Origin of the sequence: Roseisolibacter agri (assembly GCF_030159095.1) — a bacterium.
Taxonomy (GTDB): Bacteria; Gemmatimonadota; Gemmatimonadetes; order Gemmatimonadales; family Gemmatimonadaceae; genus Roseisolibacter; species Roseisolibacter agri.
Genome location: NZ_BRXS01000005.1, coordinates 186,709 through 201,806 on the forward strand (window position 1 = coordinate 186,709; position 15,098 = coordinate 201,806).

Consider the following 15,098-nt stretch of genomic DNA (forward strand, 5'->3'; position numbering starts at 1 on the left):
ACCACTCGAGACAGGAACGCATGCAGGATACGAAGGACACGCCCGTCTGGTTCATCACCGGCTGCTCCACCGGCTTCGGCCGCGAGCTGGCGCGCGCGGTGCTCGACCGCGGCTACCGTTGCGTGGTCACCGCGCGCAATCCCGACAGCGTGCGCGACATCGCCGAGGCGCACGGCGAGCGCGCGCTGGTCGCGAAGCTCGACGTCACGGTGCCCGCGGAGGTCGAGGCGAGCGTGCGCGCGGCCGAGGAGCGCTTCGGCCGCATCGACGTGCTGGTGAACAACGCGGGCATCGGCTACTTCGGCGCGATCGAGGAGAGCGACGAGGCCGAGGTGCGCCGCATGTTCGAGATCAACGTGTTCGGGCTGGGCCGCATGACGAACGCGGTGCTGCCCGGCATGCGGCGGCGGCGCGCCGGCCACGTCGTGAACATCGCGTCCATCGGCGGCATCCGCGCGTTCCCGGGCGTGGGCTGGTACAACGCGACGAAGTTCGCGGTCGTCGGCCTCTCCGAGGCGCTCTCGCTCGAGACGGCGCCGCTCGGCATCAAGGTCACCGTCGTGGAGCCGAGCGGGTTCCGCACCGACTGGGCGGGCCGCAGCGCGAACGACGCGACGACGCGCATCGCCGACTACGCGGAGACGGCGCACACGAACCAGGGCACCATCCGCGGCTACAGCGGCAAGCAGCCGGGCGATCCGGTGCGCGCGGCGGCGGCGATCATCGCGGCCGTCGAGGCGCCCGAGCCGCCGCTGCACCTGCTGCTGGGCAAGGGCGCGATGCGCGGCGCGCGGTGGAAGCTCGACCTGCTGAAGGCGAACTTCGACGCGTGGGAGGCGACGACCGTGGGCGCGGACTTCCCGGAGGGCAGCTGACCGCCTCTTGACGCCCGGCGCACCAACTATCAGCATAGTATGAAGCGCCGCGGCGGCTGCCGCGGCGCTTCGTGCTGACGGGTGGCCGACCTCGCGGGAGACGCGCATGGACCGCCGGACGCGTGCCGTTTGCAGGGGGATCGGAAGCCGGGTGGCCGTGCTCGCGGCCGCCGTCCTCGCCATCGGCTGCGGCGGCGCCGCCCGTGCCCGGCGCGCGGCCGACGCGCGCGCCCTCGCGGCCGCCGACGCGCAGGTGCTCGCGGGCTGCTACGACTGCCTGCGCGCGGCGCGCGACGCGTACGAGCGGCTGGCCGCGGGAGGCGGCGCCGACTCGGTGCGCGTGCGGCTGTTCGAGACCGAGGTGCTGCTCGCGCTGCGGCAGAAGGAGCTCGCGCTGGACGCGACCGCGCCGCTGGAGCGCGCACGAACGCTCGCGCCGCGGCTGCCGGCCGCGCTGGAGCCCGCGCGCGTGCTGGCGATGGTGGACGCGGTGCTGCCCGATCCCGACGGCCTCCCGCTGCAGGTCATGGCCGGCCATCGCCGGCGCAACCTGCCCGCGCTCGGCCGCATGGACGGCGACGTCCGGTGGCTGGCCGCGAGCGGCTGGTCGCCCGCCGCGCGCGCGTATCTCGCGCTCGCGCTCGAGTGCTCCAACGGGCGGCGTCCCAGGGAGCGTCCGGCGGGCGATCCGCCGCTCGTCACGTACCGCATGAGCTTCTGCGCGCGCGTGGACACGGCGGCGCTCCGGCGCGTGCACGAGCAGGTGCCCGGCTTCGTCGAGACCGCGTACTACCGCGCGCAGTCCGCGACCGGCCTGGCCGCGGAGACGGGCGGCGGCGAGGCGCGCGCGCTGTTCGAGGTCGCGTACGCGCGCTTCCCGGACGCGCCGGGGCTGACGTTCGCGTTCGGGTGGCTGGAGACGATCGTCGGCGACTGCGAGGCGGCGGTGCGCCGCTATGACGAGACGATCGCGCGCGAGCCGGCACACGAGCGCGCGTGGCTCCAACGCACCGTCTGCCTGTCCGCGATGCACCAGGACTCGGCCGCCATCGCGTCGGCGACGCGCCTGATCGCGCTGCGCTCCGCGTACGCGAGCGACGGCTACTACTGGCGCGCGCTGAGCCACCTGCGGCGCACCGAGCTGGCGGCGGCACGCGGCGACGCCGACACCGCGAAGGCGCGCAGCCGCGCGGCGAACGTCCTGACGCTGGCCGGCGTGATCGAGCACGACCAGGGCGACCTGCCGGTAGCGGAGCGGGATCTGCGCGAGGCGCTGGATGCGCCGAGCGGGCCGGCGAACTGCACGGCGGCGTCGTACCTGGCGCGCGTGCTGTCGCGCGTGGAGCGCTGGCGCGAGTCGGCGACCCAGTTCGAGGGCGCGATGGGCTGCTTCGACGGCAAGGTGTCGCAGCTGCGCGCCCGCATCGAGGAGCTGCTGGCGAGCGCGGCGCGCAACCCGGAGTACACCGCCGCGCGCGTCGCGCGGCTGGCGGCCGACAGCGCGGAGCAGCGGCGCAGCTATCACACGTCGGCGTTCAACGCGGCGAGCATGCACGCGCGCACTGGCGGCTTCGCGCGCGCATCGGAGCTGCTCGACATCGCGGCGCGCGACAGCGCGCGCGCCGACGTGATCGCGAAGCTGCGCGAGGCGATGAAGGCGCGGCCGGTGGCTCGCACGGGCGGCGCCGCGCGCTGATCGCGCGCCGCCTACAGCTTGTGCGTCGACAGCAGCAGGCTGGTCTCGGAGCTCGAGATCCCGCGGATCTCGCGGATCCGCCGCAGCGCCTCGTCGAACGCCTCCAGGCTGTCGGTCGCCAGCTCGGCCACGATGTCCCAGCGGCCGTTGGTCGTGTGCAGCGCGCGCACCTCGGGGTAGCCGCGCAGCGTCTTCAGGATCTCGCGCGCCCGCTCCCCCTCGACCGCGATCATCATCACGGCGCGCACCGGCTGCGGCTCGGCGTCCGGCGTCGTGCGGACCGTGAAGCCGAGGATGATCCCGCGCTCGGTCAGCCGGTCGATCCGGTTCTGGACCGTGCCGCGCGAGACCTTGAGCTGCTGGGCGAGGCTGGCGACCGAGGCGCGGGCGTTCTCACGCAGCAGGCCGACGAGGCGGAGGTCGGTGGCATCCATGGGGCATGAGTGCCCCTGGTTGCGCAGAATGTCAACGAACGCTGGCGAATCGCGAGAATGGGCGTGCTGATCGCACGGACTTCTGGCTTGTTGCTGACGTCGCCGGCCGGCATCCTGCGTCCACGGGGGCGACGATCCCGCGTCCGCCCACCGCCGACCGATGCGCCAGCCGATGTCCGCCGCGACCCTGTCCGTTGCCCATCCCACCCCCCGCCCGCGCCACGCCTCCGGCGAGGCCGGCGCCTCCGCCGACGCCCGCCGGCGCGTGCGCGACGTCCACGTCGTCGGCGTCCCGATGGACCTCGGCGCCAGCCGCCGCGGGGTGGACATGGGGCCGTCGGCGATGCGGCTGGCGGGGGTCGCGGAGCGGCTGCGCGCGCTCGGGCACGCGGTCGAGGACCACGGCAACGTCCGCGTCCCCGACCGCACGTCGCTGACCGGCTCGGGACGCGAGTTCCTCCCCGCGATCGCGCAGGTGTGCGAGGAGCTGGCGGCGTTCACGGCGAGCGTCGTCCGGCGCGGCGGCACGCCGCTGATCCTCGGCGGCGACCACTCGCTCGGCGCGGGATCGGTGGCGGGCGTCGCGACCGCGCTCGCGGAGCGCGGCGAGGCGCTGGGGCTGATCTGGCTGGACGCGCACGGCGACCTGCACACGCCCGAGTCGAGCGCGAGCGGCAACGTGCACGGGATGCCCGTCGCGCACCTGCTCGGACTCGGCGACCCGCGGCTCGCGGGGCTCGCGAAGCCGGGCCCCGCGGTGAAGGCCGAGCACCTGGTGTTCGTCGGGCTGCGCGACCTCGATCCGCCCGAGCAGGCGTTCATCCGGCAGGCGGGGATCCGCGCGTTCACGATGCGCGACATCGACGAGCGCGGGCTGCGCGCGGTGATGAGCGACGCGCTCGAGATCGCGACGCGCGGCACGGGCGGCGTCCACGTCAGCTGCGACGCCGACTGGATCGATCCGGCCGAGGCGCCGGGCGTCGGCACGCCGGTGCGCGGCGGCGCGACGCTGCGCGAGGCGCACCTCGCGATGGAGATCCTCGCGGACTCCGACGCGATGCTGGGGATGGACCTGGTGGAGATCAACCCGATCCTCGATCGGCGGAACCACACGGCGGAGCTGGCGGTCGATCTGCTGGCCTCCGCGTTCGGGCGACGGATTATCTGAGGTCGTCCCGACCGCAGCGAGGGACCTCGTATGCGTCACGCGTTGGATGCCCCTCGCCAGGGGAACGGATCCCTCTCCTTCCCCCTCGCTCCGCTCAGGGTCAGGCCGGGGATGACACCTGAACGGCCCGCACCCAGCACTCGGCACGCAGCCCACCCGACGACTCCAATGGCGACCCTGTCGATCGACCACGAGCGCACGCAGGAATTCATCGCGCGTGAGGAGCGGTACGGCGCGCACAACTACCATCCGCTGGATCTCGTCATCGAGCGCGGCGAGGGCGCGTGGGTGTGGGACGTCGAGGGGCGGCGCTACCTCGACTGCCTGAGCGCGTACTCCGCGGTCAACCAGGGGCACTGCCATCCGCGCATCCTCGCCACGATGGTCGAGCAGGCGTCGCGCGTCACGCTGACGTCGCGCGCCTTCCGCAACGAGCAGCTGCCCGCGTTCTGCGAGGAGCTGGCGGCGCTGTGCGGGATGGAGATGGTGCTCCCGATGAACACCGGCGCCGAGGCGGTGGAGACGGCCATCAAGGCGGCGCGGCGGTGGGGGTACGAGCGGAAGGGGATCGCGCGCGACCGCGCCGAGATCCTCGCGTTCACGAACAACTTCCACGGGCGCACGACGACCATCGTCGGCTTCTCGTCGGAGCCGTCGTACCGCGAGGGGTTCGGACCGTTCGCGCCCGGCTTCCGGCTGCTGCCGTTCGGCGACATCGACGCGGTGCGCGCGGCGATCACGCCTGAGACGTGCGCGGTGCTGCTCGAGCCGATCCAGTGCGAGGCCGGCATCCTGCTGCCACCGCCGGGCTACCTTCGCGCGCTGCGCGCCCTCTGCACCGAGCGCAACGTCCTGCTGATGGCCGACGAGATCCAGACGGGTCTGGGCCGCACCGGACAGACGTTCGCGTGCGACCACGAGAACGTGCGGCCCGACCTCTACATCCTCGGGAAGGCGCTCTCCGGCGGCTTCTATCCGGTCTCCGCCGTCGTGTCGCGGCGCGAGGTGCTCGGCGTGTTCGGGCCGGGGTCGCACGGCAGCACGTTCGGCGGCAACCCGCTGGGCTGCGCGGTCGCGCGCACGGCGCTCCGCGTGCTGCAGGACGAGCGGCTCGCGGAGCGCTCGGCGGAGCTGGGCGCGTGGCTGCTCGACGAGCTGCGCACGATCGCGCATCCGGACCTCGTCGCGGTGCGCGGGCGCGGGCTGCTGGCCGCGCTGCAGCTGCGCGTGCCCGCGCGCCCGTACTGCGAGGCGCTGAAGGAGCGCGGGGTGCTGTGCAAGGAGACGCACGACACAGTCATCCGCCTCGCGCCGCCGCTGGTGGTGAAGCGCGACGACCTGGCGTGGGCGGTGGCGCAGATCCGCGCGGTGTTCGCGCGCTGAGCCGCGCCGGCAATGCTCGGCCGGTCGCCGCCGCGCGTGGCCGGCCGTACATTCGCGCGATGCGCACCCCACGCCGCGTCGCCTCACTCGCGCTCCTCCTGCTCGCGCCGACCGCGCCCGCGGGCCTCCTCTCGCAGACGCCACGCGCCGCCGCAGCAGCGGTCCGCGGCGTCGTCTTCGTGGACGCGAACGGCGACGGCGTGCGCGGCCCGCGAGAGCAGGGGCTGGCCGGCGTCGCCGTCTCCAACCAGGACGCGGTCGTCGTCACCGACGCGTCGGGCGCGTTCGCGCTGCCGGGCGCCGGGCGCGGCGTCGCGTTCGTCTCGGTGCCCGACGGCTACCGGTCGGTCGGGCGCTTCTGGCGCGCGCTGCACGACACGACGACCGCGCTGACGTTCGCGCTGGCGCCCGTGCCGCGCGCGCGCACGTTCACCTTCGTCCACGCGTCCGATCCGCACGTCGCGCCGGCGGTCGTCGCGCGCACGCAGCGCCTGCGCGCGCTGGTGGACTCGCTGCGACCGGCGTTCGCGCTCGTCACGGGCGACCTGGTGCGCGACGCGCTGCGCGTGCCCGAGGCGGAGGCGCGCGGCTACTACGAGCTGTGGACGCGCGAGGCCGCCGCGTTCGCGACGCCGCTGTGGACGGTGCCCGGCAACCACGAGGTGTTCGGCATCGAGCGGGACAAATCGGGTGTCGACGCGTCGCATCCGCTCTACGGCCACCGGATGTACCGCCACTACCTGGGGCCCGAGCACTACTCGTTCACGTACGGCGGCGTGCACTTCGTGGGGCTCAACACCGTCGACGTCGCAGACCAGTGGTACTACGGCCACGTCGACAGCCTGCAGCTGGCGTGGCTGGAGCGCGACCTGGCGCTGGTGCCGCCCGACATGCCCGTCGTCACCTTCGACCACATCCCGCTGCTCTCGGCGTCGGAGATCCTGCACGGCTACACCGACCGGCCGCCCGCGCCGTCGCTCATCACGGTCGGCGGGCGCACGGTCTTCCGGCACACGGTCTCCAACGCCGGTGACGTGCTCGCGCTCCTGCGGCGCCGGCGGCACGTCCTCGCGCTCGGCGGCCACATCCACCACGCCGAGCGGATCTCGCACGAGGTCGAGGGGCTGCGGACGCGCTTCGAGCAGTCCGCGGCGGTGGTGGGGTCGGTCGCCGTCCGGGGGCTGCGCTTCCCCTCGGGGATCACCGTCTACACCGTGCGCGACGGCGTCGTGGACGCGGGCCGGTTCGTGCCGCTGGGCCTACCGGAACCCCCACGCCCGTAAGCACTTACGTGGTCCGTCCGCCCCGCGGGCGCCGATCCTGCACTCAGGGAGGCGATGGCGCGCTGGAGCGTGGGCGCGCCCCTCACCATCGACCAAAGGAGGCGCGCATGCGCAGATCGCTCTCCACCATCCTCGGGACCGCGGCCGTCGCCGCCGCGATGCTGCTGCACGCCGACCCGGCGCAGGCGCAGGGCCGCGCACACGGGCAGGGGCACGGCAACGGCCACGGCAACGGCCACAAGGTGCCGCCGGGCCTCGCGAAGAAGGGCGGCCTGCCGCCGGGCCAGGCGAAGAAGCTCTACCGCGCGGACGACGGCGTGGTCGCGCTGCGCGACGTCTTCGGGCGCAACGGCTACACGGTCGTGCGCACGAGCGCGGACGGCGACCGCCGCTACGTCTACTACCGCGCGGCCGACGGCGACGTGCGGCGCGCCGTGGTCTATCCGGGCACGGAGCGGCTGACGTTCCAGAACGTGCCGGACGCGCTGCTGCGCCAGGTGCTGGCCCGCCTGTACTGAGCGCGGCGCGCGGTGGCGCGCATCGCTAGCATGCGATGCGCGCCACCGCCGGCGCCTGCCGCCGCCCATGCCCCGACCCGACCACCGCACGATCCGCGAGGAGCTGCCCGCGCGCACACCCTGGCGTGCGCGGGTCCATCAGGTCGTCTTCGAGAACGACACGCCCGCGGGCCGCGCCTTCGACCTGGCACTGATCGCGCTCGTGCTGGCGAGCGTCGCGATCGTCAGCCTCGAGACGGTGAGCGGCTTCGCGCCCGCGACCTACCGCGCGCTGCGGGCGGCCGAGTGGACGCTGACGATCGTCTTCACCATCGAGTACGTGGTGCGGCTGGTCGCGGTGCGCCGCCCGCTGGCCTACGCGGCCAGCTTCTTCGGCATCGTGGACCTGCTGGCGATCGTGCCGACGTACGTCAGCCTGATCTTCCCGGGCGCGCACGCGCTGCTGGTGGTGCGCGTGCTGCGGCTGCTGCGCGTCTTCCGCGTCCTCAAGCTCTCGCGCCACCTCACCGAGGCGCACACGCTCGGCCGCGCGCTGCGTGCCAGCTCGCGCAAGATCACCGTCTTCCTGCTCGCGGTGTGCACGCTGGTGGTCGTGATCGGCACGTTGATGTACGTCGTCGAGGGCGCGGCGCACGGCTTCACGAGCATCCCCGTCAGCATGTACTGGACGGTGGTGACGCTCACGACGGTCGGCTACGGCGACATCTCGCCCAAGACGCCGTTCGGCCAGCTGCTGGCGTCGGTCGTGATGATCATGGGCTACGGGATCATCGCCGTGCCCACCGGCATCGTGACGGCGGAGCTGACGCAGGGCGCGCGCGCCGCACCGGTGTCGGGGCAGGCCTGCCCGTCGTGCGGCGCCGAGGGGCACGACGTGGACGCGCGCTTCTGTCGGATGTGCGGCGCGGCGCTCTGACGCGCCGACGCAGGAACGCACTTGCCCGACGGCACGACGGCGCGCGACTGTATGCGGGACAGCATCGCGTCCGCTCCCCGCGTCCCGCCCTCATGTCCCGCCTCGCCTCGCTGCTCGCCCTCGCCCTCCTCGCGCCCGCCATCGCCGCCGCGCAGGAGCCGGCGGCGTGGGGCGCGTCGCTGAACTTCGCGACCTTCTCCATCGCCGCCGTCGACCCGCGCACGGGCGAGACGGGCGTCGCGGTCACCACGCGCGTGCCGTGCGTCGGCAACGGCGTGCCCTGGGTGCGCGCCGGCGTGGGCGCGGTGGCCACGCAGGCCAACACGCGCACCGAGTACGGGCAGGAGCTGCTGGACGCGATGGCCAAGGGGGCGTCGCCCGACGAGGCGCTGAAGCGCGCGCTCACCGCCGACAGCAACGCGGCCAGCCGCCAGGTGGGCGTGATCGCGCTCGACGGGCGGAGCGCGCAGCACACGGGCGCGGGCACCACCGCGTGGGCGGGCCACCGCGCGGGCCGCAACTTCGTCACGCAGGGCAACCTGCTCGTCGGCCCCGCGGTGCTCGACGCGGTCGCCGCGAGCTTCACCGCCAGCGAGGGCGCGCCGCGCCACCTCGCGGACCGTCTGATCGACGCCGTCGCGGCCGGACACGCGGCCGGCGGCGACGCGCGCAAGGGGCGCGCGCAGTCGGCCGCCGTCGTCGTCGCGGATCCGCGCCCCGGGCGCTCGCGCCGGCCAGACAGGATCACGGCGTTCATCAACGTCTGCGAGCATCCCGAGCCGGTGGCCGAGATGCGCCGCATCTACAACACGATCTCGCAGACGCTCGGCTTCCGCACGCTGGAGCAGCCGTCGGGCAACGACGTCTGGCAGCTGAAGATCATGCTGCACGCGCTCGGCCTCTTCCGCGCGGGCACGCCGACGCTCGCGCGCGACTCGACGGCACTGCTCTACACGCCCGAGGCGGTGGCCGCGGTGGACGCGTTCCGCGCGTCGGAGCAGCTGGCCACACCCTCGCTCGGGTCGCCGGCGGGGCTGGTGGACGCGGCGACGGTGGAGCGGCTGTGGGCCGCGCTGGAGCGGGCGGGGAAGGCGCAGGCGGTGCGCGCGCAGCTGCTCGACATTACCGCCGTGCGGCGCTGACCGGAGCGACGACGATGATGAATCGACGGGAGTTCTCCGCCACGCTGCTCGGCGCCGCGGCCGCGTCCGTGATCCCGAGCGGCGCGCGAGGGACGGACATCGGCAGCGCATCGCAGCCCGCGCGCCGCGTGAACGGCGCACGCCTCAACGAGCACCTCACCGCGCTGTCGCGCTTCGGGCGCACGGAGGCGGGCGGCGTGAACCGCGTGGCCTACAGCGACGCCGACCGCGAGGCGCGCGCGTACGTCATGCAGGCGATGCGCACGGCGAAGCTGGAGCCGAGCGTGGACGCGGCGGGCAACATCATCGGACGGCGCGCGGGACGCGACGCGTCGCTGAAGCCGATCCTCTTCGGCTCGCACGTGGACAGCGTGCCGGATGGCGGCAACTACGACGGGCCCGTGGGATCGCTGGCGGCGATCGAGGTCGCGCAGACGCTGGCGGAGCAGGGGATCCTGACGCGCCATCCGCTGGAGGTCACCATCTGGCAGAACGAGGAGGGGGGCCTCTACGGCAGCAGCGCGGTCGCGCTCGGGCTCACGGAGAAGGAGCTGGCGAACGTCAGCCGCAGCGGCAAGTCGATCGCCGACGGCATCCGCTTCCTCGGTGGCGATCCGGCGCGGCTCGCGGAGGCGCGGCGTCGGAAGGGCGACATCGCGGGCTACCTGGAGCTGCACATCGAGCAGGGCGGCACGCTGGAGAAGGAGAAGATCGCGATCGGCGTGGTGGAAGGGATCGTCGGCATCGGGCAGTGGGAGGTCACGGTCACCGGCTTCGCGAACCATGCCGGCACGACGCCGATGCCCGGGCGGCAGGATGCGCTGCTGGCGGCGGCGCGCTTCGTCGACATGGTGCACCGCGTGGTGACGGCGACCGCGGGGCGGCAGGTCGGCACCGTGGGCCGGATGCAGGCGTTCCCCGGCGCGCCGAACGTGATCCCCGGCCGCGTGGTGTGCACGCTGGAGCTGCGCGACCTGGACGCGGCGAAGATCGCGGCGCTCTACGCGCGCATCCGCACCGAGGCCGACGCGATCGCGAGGGCCACGGGGACGACGTTCGCGTACACGGAGCTGCACACCAACCACCCGGCGCCGAGCGATCCGCGCGTGCGCGCGCTGATCGCGGCGTCGGCGCGCGAGCTGGGGCTGTCGACGAAGGTGATGCCGAGCGGCGCGGGGCACGACGCGCAGACGATGGCGACGCTCGGGCCGATGGGGATGATCTTCATCCCCAGCATCGGCGGCATCAGCCACTCGCCGAAGGAGTTCAGCACGCCCGAGGACATCGTGAACGGTGCGAACGTGCTGCTGCAGACGCTCCTGAAGCTCGACGCGGGGCTGCCCGCGTGAGGCGCGCCTCGCTCCTGCTGCTCGCGCCCGCGATGCTCGGTGCGCAGGCGCCCGCCGCCCCGCGTGCGCCCGCGTCGTTCGTGATCGAGGAGACGACGATCGCCGACGTGCACGCGGCGATGCGCGCGGGCACGCTGACCTGCCGCGATCTGGTGTCGCGCTACCTGCGCCGCATCGACGCCTTTGATAAGAACGGCCCCGGCGTGAACGCGATCGTCGTCGTCGCGCCGGACGCGCTGACCGTCGCCGACTCGCTGGACGCGCGGATGCGTGCGGGCGGCCCGGTCGGCCCGCTGCACTGCGTGCCGGTGATCGTGAAGGACAACTTCGAGACGAAGGGGCTGGCGACGACGGCGGGCTCGCTGTCGATGGCCGCGTTCGTGCCCGATCGCGACGCGTTCCAGGTGCGGCGCGTGCGCGCGGCTGGCGCGATCGTGCTGGCGAAGTCGAACATGGCGGAGTTCGCGTTCACGCCGTTCGAGACCGTGAGCTCGATCCTCCCCGGCTACACGCGCAACCCGTATGCGCTGGACCGCGTGACCGCGGGCTCCAGCGGCGGCACCGCGGCCGCCGTCGCCGCCAACTTCGGCGAGGTCGGCCTCGGCACCGACACGGGCAACTCGATCCGCGGGCCGTCGTCGCACCAGGCGCTGGTCGGCATCCGCAGCACGATGGGGCTCACCAGCCGTGCGGGCGTGGTGCCGCTGAACTTCGCCGCCGACGTCGCGGGTCCGATGGCGCGCACCGTCGCCGATGCCGTCGCGGTGTTCCAGGCGATCGCGGGCCACGATCCGGACGATCCCGCCACCGAGGCGGCGCGTGGCCGCGCGATCCCCAGCTACGCGGCGTCGCTGGTGGCCGACGGGCTGCGCGGCGCGCGCATCGCCGTGCTGCGCCCCGCGTACGAGCGCCCGTCGGCGGACGACGAGGTGCTGGCGGTCTTCGGCCGCGCGGTCGCGGACCTGCGCCGCGCCGGCGCGACGGTGCTCGACTCGCTGCCGATGCCCGCGGTGGACTCGCTGCTGCGCGTGAGCACCGGCGAGTGCAACCGCTTCCGGTACGACCTCGAGACGTACCTCGCCGGCACGAGCGGCCGCGCGCCCGTGAAGACGCTCGACGAGATCGTGCGCTCGCGGCGCTTCCACCCGACCATCCAGACGCGGCTGGAGTACGCGCAGCGCGCGACGGTGCCGCCCGACTCGCAGCCCGGCTGCCAGGCGGGCGAGCGGCGGCGCGCGGCGCTGCGCGTGGCGCTGCAGCGCGCGATGGATGCGGCGCGTATCGACGCGTTCGTCTATCCGACGTGGAGCAACCCGCCCCGGCTCATCGGCGACCTCAACACGCCGGCGGGCGACAACAGCCAGGTCTTCTCGCCGCTCACCGGCTGGCCCGCGGTGCAGGTGCCGATGGGCTGGACGCGCGGCACGCTGCCGGCAGGGATGACGTTCTTCGGCCGCGCGTGGAGCGAGCCGACGCTGTTCAAGCTGGCGTACGCGTACGAGCAGGCGACGCGGCACCGGCGGCCACCGAGCTCGACGCCACCGCTGCGCTGAGCGCGCCGGCCCCTTGTTGCCTCTTGGGGGAGGTGGATGCTGCGGATCAGAACGGATACTTCGGATCGCTCCATGGGGCGCATGGGGCGCATGGGGCGTATGGGGCGCATGGGGCGCCGTCGCCACGCGGGACGATCCGAAGCATCCGCCATCATCCGGAGCATCCGCGTCCTCTCCACCAGGAAATCGGGTCCGGTGCATCGGGCCGTGAACGGCGAACCGCTCTGACAGGATGACGGGATGACCAGGAGGCTCCGCAGAGCGCACGGGACAGCGCGCCTCACGGAGCCTCCTGGTTCATCCTGTCATCCTGTCTGCTCTTGCAGTCCAGGGCTGCCGCGCCGGAGCCTGTCTCGTGTCACTGCTTCCGCTTCCCGCGCGCCGCGAGATAGTCCGTGTCGTAGCGCACCTCGAGCGTCTCCGCCTTCCCGTTCGCGCGCGTGAACTCGATCGACATGTCGGGGCGGATCACCTCGTAGATCTTCCCGTCCCGGTCGTAGATGCCCGGGAAGAAGAAGTCGGGGCCCGTGCGGATGAGCGCGAACCGCTTCATGTAGCCGTCCTCCGGCACGAACTCGCCCTTCAGCGTCCCGTTCTCGTACAGCACCACGAGCTCGATCGTGCGCGTCGGCCTGCCGAGCGTGTCCATCTCGGTGTAGGCGTAGCGGCCGAGGTACGGCGCCGCCTCCGTCTCGGGCAGCGTGGTGACGAGCGACGGCTCGACGCCGATCTCCATCGCCACTCGCGTCGTCGCCCACTGGAGCGCGAGCGTGCCGCCCGTCGAGCGCACGTCGGGGAAGGACCAGGTCAGCACCTCGGTGAACGGGCCCGTCTCCGCGCGGACGGGAAAGCGGATCTGCTTCGCCGAGCTGTCGGGCGGGTCCATGTGGAACAGCCGCGCCTTCGGCTCCAGCACCATCGTCCAGTCGCCGCCCTGGCGCACGACCATCCACACCGAGTAGGTGCCCTTCGGCACCGGCCGGCCGCCGAGCGTGATCGCGCGGCTCACGTCGAGCGTGGTGGCCCAGTTGGCGCCCGGCGTCCACGTCTCGCCCCAGCGCACCGCGCGGCTGCCGAAGATCGGGTCGCGGCCGCGCACGCGTGGGCGCGAGTAGGTGACCGTGAGCTTCGTGCCGTCGATCGTCTGCGAGACGGACGCGGGCTCGCTGGCGCGGATCTGTGCGCGTGCCGGCGCCGGAATCGCGAGGGCGATGCACGCGGCGAGCGTGAGGCGACGCAGCATGGGACCGAAGGTGAGGGGTCAGCCGAACTTGGCGTCGATCGCGGTGCGGATCTGCTGCAGCGTCTTCCCCTCGCGCTGCATGCGCACGGCGAGCCGCGCCTGCCCCTGGCAGATCTCGCAGTGCCGCGCCATGCCGTCGCCCTCGTAGCACGAGAGCAGCGAGTAGAAGCCCGCCAGCTCGGCGCAGCCGCAGCTGCAGGCGATGCCGTCGACGACCTGCGGGATCGCGCGCACGCCGTCGAACAGCGGCGCGAGGTGCGCATGGTCGCCGAGCTGGGCGCGCGTGAGGACCTTCGCGCCCGTGATGCCGGGCCGCGGCGCCGGGTGTGGCGGGCGGGTGCGCAGGGCCAGGGCGCGCCGGGGCAGCAGCGCGGCGCCCGCGATCAGGCAGCGCACGAGGAAGTCCCGTCGGGAGGAACCCGGCATGGCGGCTCGCGTAGCAGGAGGATCGTTCGGCGATCCGGGCACGTGCGGCGCGAAGGTAGCATCGGGCCGGCGCCGTCGGCCAGCCTGCACCCGCGCTAGACTGTCCCGTCATGATCCCGCTCTCCGTCCTCGACCTCTCGCCCATCGCGGCCGGCAGCGACGCCGGCGAGTCGCTGCGTCGCACGCTGGACCTCGCGCGGCACGCCGAGCGGTGGGGCTACCACCGCTTCTGGCTGGCGGAGCACCACAACATGACGGGGATCGCGAGCGCGGCGACGTCGGTCGTGATCGCGCACGTCGCGGCGGGCACGTCGACGATCCGCGTGGGCGCGGGCGGGATCATGCTCCCCAACCACGCGCCGCTGCTGATCGCCGAGCAGTTCGGGACGCTGGCCGCGCTGCATCCGGGCCGCATCGATCTCGGGCTCGGCCGCGCGCCGGGCTCCGACCAGACGACGGCGCGCGCGCTGCGCCGCAGCCCCGCGGCCGCCGACAGCTTCCCGCAGGACGTGATGGAGCTGCTCGGCTGGTTCCAGGCGGCGGAGCCGGGACAGGCGGTGCAGGCGGTGCCCGGCGCGGGGCTCGAGGTGCCGGTGTGGATCCTCGGCTCCAGCCTGTTCGGCGCGTCGCTGGCCGCCGCGCTCGGGCTGCCGTTCGCGTTCGCGTCGCACTTCGCGCCGGCGATGATGGAGGACGCGATCGCGCTCTACCGCGAGCGCTTCGAGCCGTCCGCGCGGCTGGAGCGGCCGTACGTCATGCTCGGCGTCAACGTCACCGCCGCCGACACGGACGCCGAGGCGCGGCGGCTCTTCTCGTCGGTGCAGCAGGCGTTCGTGAACCTGCGCCGCGGCGCGCCTGGCCCGCTCCCGCCGCCCGTCGACGACTTCGAGGGGACGGCGCACCCGCTGGAGGTCGCGGGGCTGCAGCAGGCGCTCGCGTGCTCCATCGTCGGCGCGCCGGACACGGTGCGCGAGGGGCTGCGCGCGTTCGTCGCGCACACGGGCGCGGACGAGCTGATGGTGACCGCGCAGGTGCACGACCACGCGGCGCGCCTGCGCTCGTTCGAGATCGTGGCCGACGTGCGCGCGCGCATGGCGCGGGCCGCGTAGCAC

At 73.8% G+C, this 15,098-nt stretch carries 14 protein-coding genes; 11 read left to right on the plus strand and 3 right to left on the minus strand.

The window, feature by feature from the left end; translation table 11 throughout:
* Positions 1 to 20 precede the first annotated feature (20 nt).
* Both rosag_RS16410 and rosag_RS16415 read left to right on the plus strand, forming a co-directional pair.
* Complete coding sequence (locus rosag_RS16410) at positions 21 to 875, plus strand: oxidoreductase (protein ID WP_284351239.1); 855 nt, start codon at positions 21 to 23, stop codon at positions 873 to 875.
* Positions 876 to 1,032: 157 nt separating this feature from the next.
* Positions 1,033 to 2,571 carry a tetratricopeptide repeat protein gene (locus rosag_RS16415; RefSeq protein ID WP_284351240.1) on the plus strand — a complete coding sequence of 513 codons (1,539 nt, stop codon included), beginning with the start codon at positions 1,033 to 1,035 and terminating at the stop codon, positions 2,569 to 2,571.
* A gap of 11 nt (positions 2,572 to 2,582) precedes the next feature.
* Here the strand turns inward: rosag_RS16415 and rosag_RS16420 are convergent, their stop codons facing one another.
* Positions 2,583 to 3,005: an Lrp/AsnC family transcriptional regulator gene (locus rosag_RS16420; protein WP_284351241.1), complete on the minus strand. Its 423-nt coding sequence runs from the start codon at positions 3,003 to 3,005 to the stop codon at positions 2,583 to 2,585.
* Positions 3,006 to 3,270: 265 nt separating this feature from the next.
* Here rosag_RS16420 and rocF point away from each other — a divergent pair, with 265 nt between their 5' ends.
* The 8 genes from rocF (at position 3,271) to rosag_RS16460 (ending at position 12,317) form a co-directional block, all read left to right on the plus strand.
* Positions 3,271 to 4,173, plus strand: a complete 903-nt coding sequence (rocF, locus tag rosag_RS16425; protein ID WP_284351242.1) for an arginase — start codon at positions 3,271 to 3,273, stop codon at positions 4,171 to 4,173.
* A gap of 168 nt (positions 4,174 to 4,341) precedes the next feature.
* Positions 4,342 to 5,556, plus strand: coding sequence for an ornithine--oxo-acid transaminase (gene rocD / locus rosag_RS16430; RefSeq protein ID WP_284351243.1), 1,215 nt, complete (start codon positions 4,342 to 4,344; stop codon positions 5,554 to 5,556).
* 59 nt (positions 5,557 to 5,615) lie between these two features.
* Positions 5,616 to 6,839, plus strand: coding sequence for a metallophosphoesterase (locus rosag_RS16435; RefSeq protein ID WP_284351244.1), 1,224 nt, complete (start codon positions 5,616 to 5,618; stop codon positions 6,837 to 6,839).
* Between the two features lie 107 nt (positions 6,840 to 6,946).
* On the plus strand, positions 6,947 to 7,357 hold the full coding sequence (locus tag rosag_RS16440) for a hypothetical protein (RefSeq protein WP_284351245.1): 411 nt from the start codon (positions 6,947 to 6,949) through the stop codon (positions 7,355 to 7,357).
* Between the two features lie 67 nt (positions 7,358 to 7,424).
* Positions 7,425 to 8,273, plus strand: a complete 849-nt coding sequence (locus rosag_RS16445) for an ion transporter (RefSeq protein WP_284351246.1) — start codon at positions 7,425 to 7,427, stop codon at positions 8,271 to 8,273.
* A 92-nt stretch (positions 8,274 to 8,365) separates the two neighbouring features.
* Positions 8,366 to 9,415, plus strand: coding sequence for a DUF1028 domain-containing protein (locus tag rosag_RS16450; protein ID WP_284351247.1), 1,050 nt, complete (start codon positions 8,366 to 8,368; stop codon positions 9,413 to 9,415).
* A 14-nt stretch (positions 9,416 to 9,429) separates the two neighbouring features.
* Positions 9,430 to 10,764, plus strand: a complete 1,335-nt coding sequence (locus tag rosag_RS16455) for a Zn-dependent hydrolase (protein ID WP_284351248.1) — start codon at positions 9,430 to 9,432, stop codon at positions 10,762 to 10,764.
* On the plus strand, positions 10,761 to 12,317 hold the full coding sequence (locus rosag_RS16460) for an amidase family protein (protein WP_284351249.1): 1,557 nt from the start codon (positions 10,761 to 10,763) through the stop codon (positions 12,315 to 12,317). Before rosag_RS16455 ends, rosag_RS16460 begins: the two co-directional genes overlap by 4 nt.
* Positions 12,318 to 12,675: 358 nt before the next feature.
* Here the strand turns inward: rosag_RS16460 and rosag_RS16465 are convergent, their stop codons facing one another.
* Both rosag_RS16465 and rosag_RS16470 read right to left on the minus strand, forming a co-directional pair.
* Positions 12,676 to 13,560: a DUF2911 domain-containing protein gene (locus tag rosag_RS16465; RefSeq protein ID WP_284351250.1), complete on the minus strand. Its 885-nt coding sequence runs from the start codon at positions 13,558 to 13,560 to the stop codon at positions 12,676 to 12,678.
* A gap of 18 nt (positions 13,561 to 13,578) precedes the next feature.
* Positions 13,579 to 13,986, minus strand: a complete 408-nt coding sequence (locus tag rosag_RS16470) for a PCYCGC motif-containing (lipo)protein (RefSeq protein ID WP_284351251.1) — start codon at positions 13,984 to 13,986, stop codon at positions 13,579 to 13,581.
* Positions 13,987 to 14,096: 110 nt separating this feature from the next.
* Between rosag_RS16470 and rosag_RS16475 the strand changes: the two genes are divergently transcribed.
* The gene (locus tag rosag_RS16475; RefSeq protein WP_284351252.1) at positions 14,097 to 15,095 is read left to right on the plus strand and encodes an LLM class flavin-dependent oxidoreductase; all 999 of its coding nucleotides are present in this window, start codon (positions 14,097 to 14,099) and stop codon (positions 15,093 to 15,095) included.
* The last annotated feature ends 3 nt before the right edge of the window (positions 15,096 to 15,098 follow it).

Coding starts and splice junctions, on each gene's coding strand:
- rosag_RS16410 (WP_284351239.1), top strand. CDS start 21: ATGCAGGATACGAAGGACACGCCCGTCTGGTTCATCACCGGCTGCTCC.
- rosag_RS16420 (WP_284351241.1), bottom strand. CDS start 3,005: ATGGATGCCACCGACCTCCGCCTCGTCGGCCTGCTGCGTGAGAACGCC.
- rocD (WP_284351243.1), top strand. CDS start 4,342: ATGGCGACCCTGTCGATCGACCACGAGCGCACGCAGGAATTCATCGCG.
- rosag_RS16435 (WP_284351244.1), top strand. CDS start 5,616: ATGCGCACCCCACGCCGCGTCGCCTCACTCGCGCTCCTCCTGCTCGCG.
- rosag_RS16440 (WP_284351245.1), top strand. CDS start 6,947: ATGCGCAGATCGCTCTCCACCATCCTCGGGACCGCGGCCGTCGCCGCC.
- rosag_RS16445 (WP_284351246.1), top strand. CDS start 7,425: ATGCCCCGACCCGACCACCGCACGATCCGCGAGGAGCTGCCCGCGCGC.
- rosag_RS16450 (WP_284351247.1), top strand. CDS start 8,366: ATGTCCCGCCTCGCCTCGCTGCTCGCCCTCGCCCTCCTCGCGCCCGCC.
- rosag_RS16455 (WP_284351248.1), top strand. CDS start 9,430: ATGATGAATCGACGGGAGTTCTCCGCCACGCTGCTCGGCGCCGCGGCC.
- rosag_RS16465 (WP_284351250.1), bottom strand. CDS start 13,560: ATGCTGCGTCGCCTCACGCTCGCCGCGTGCATCGCCCTCGCGATTCCG.
- rosag_RS16470 (WP_284351251.1), bottom strand. CDS start 13,986: ATGCCGGGTTCCTCCCGACGGGACTTCCTCGTGCGCTGCCTGATCGCG.
- rosag_RS16475 (WP_284351252.1), top strand. CDS start 14,097: ATGATCCCGCTCTCCGTCCTCGACCTCTCGCCCATCGCGGCCGGCAGC.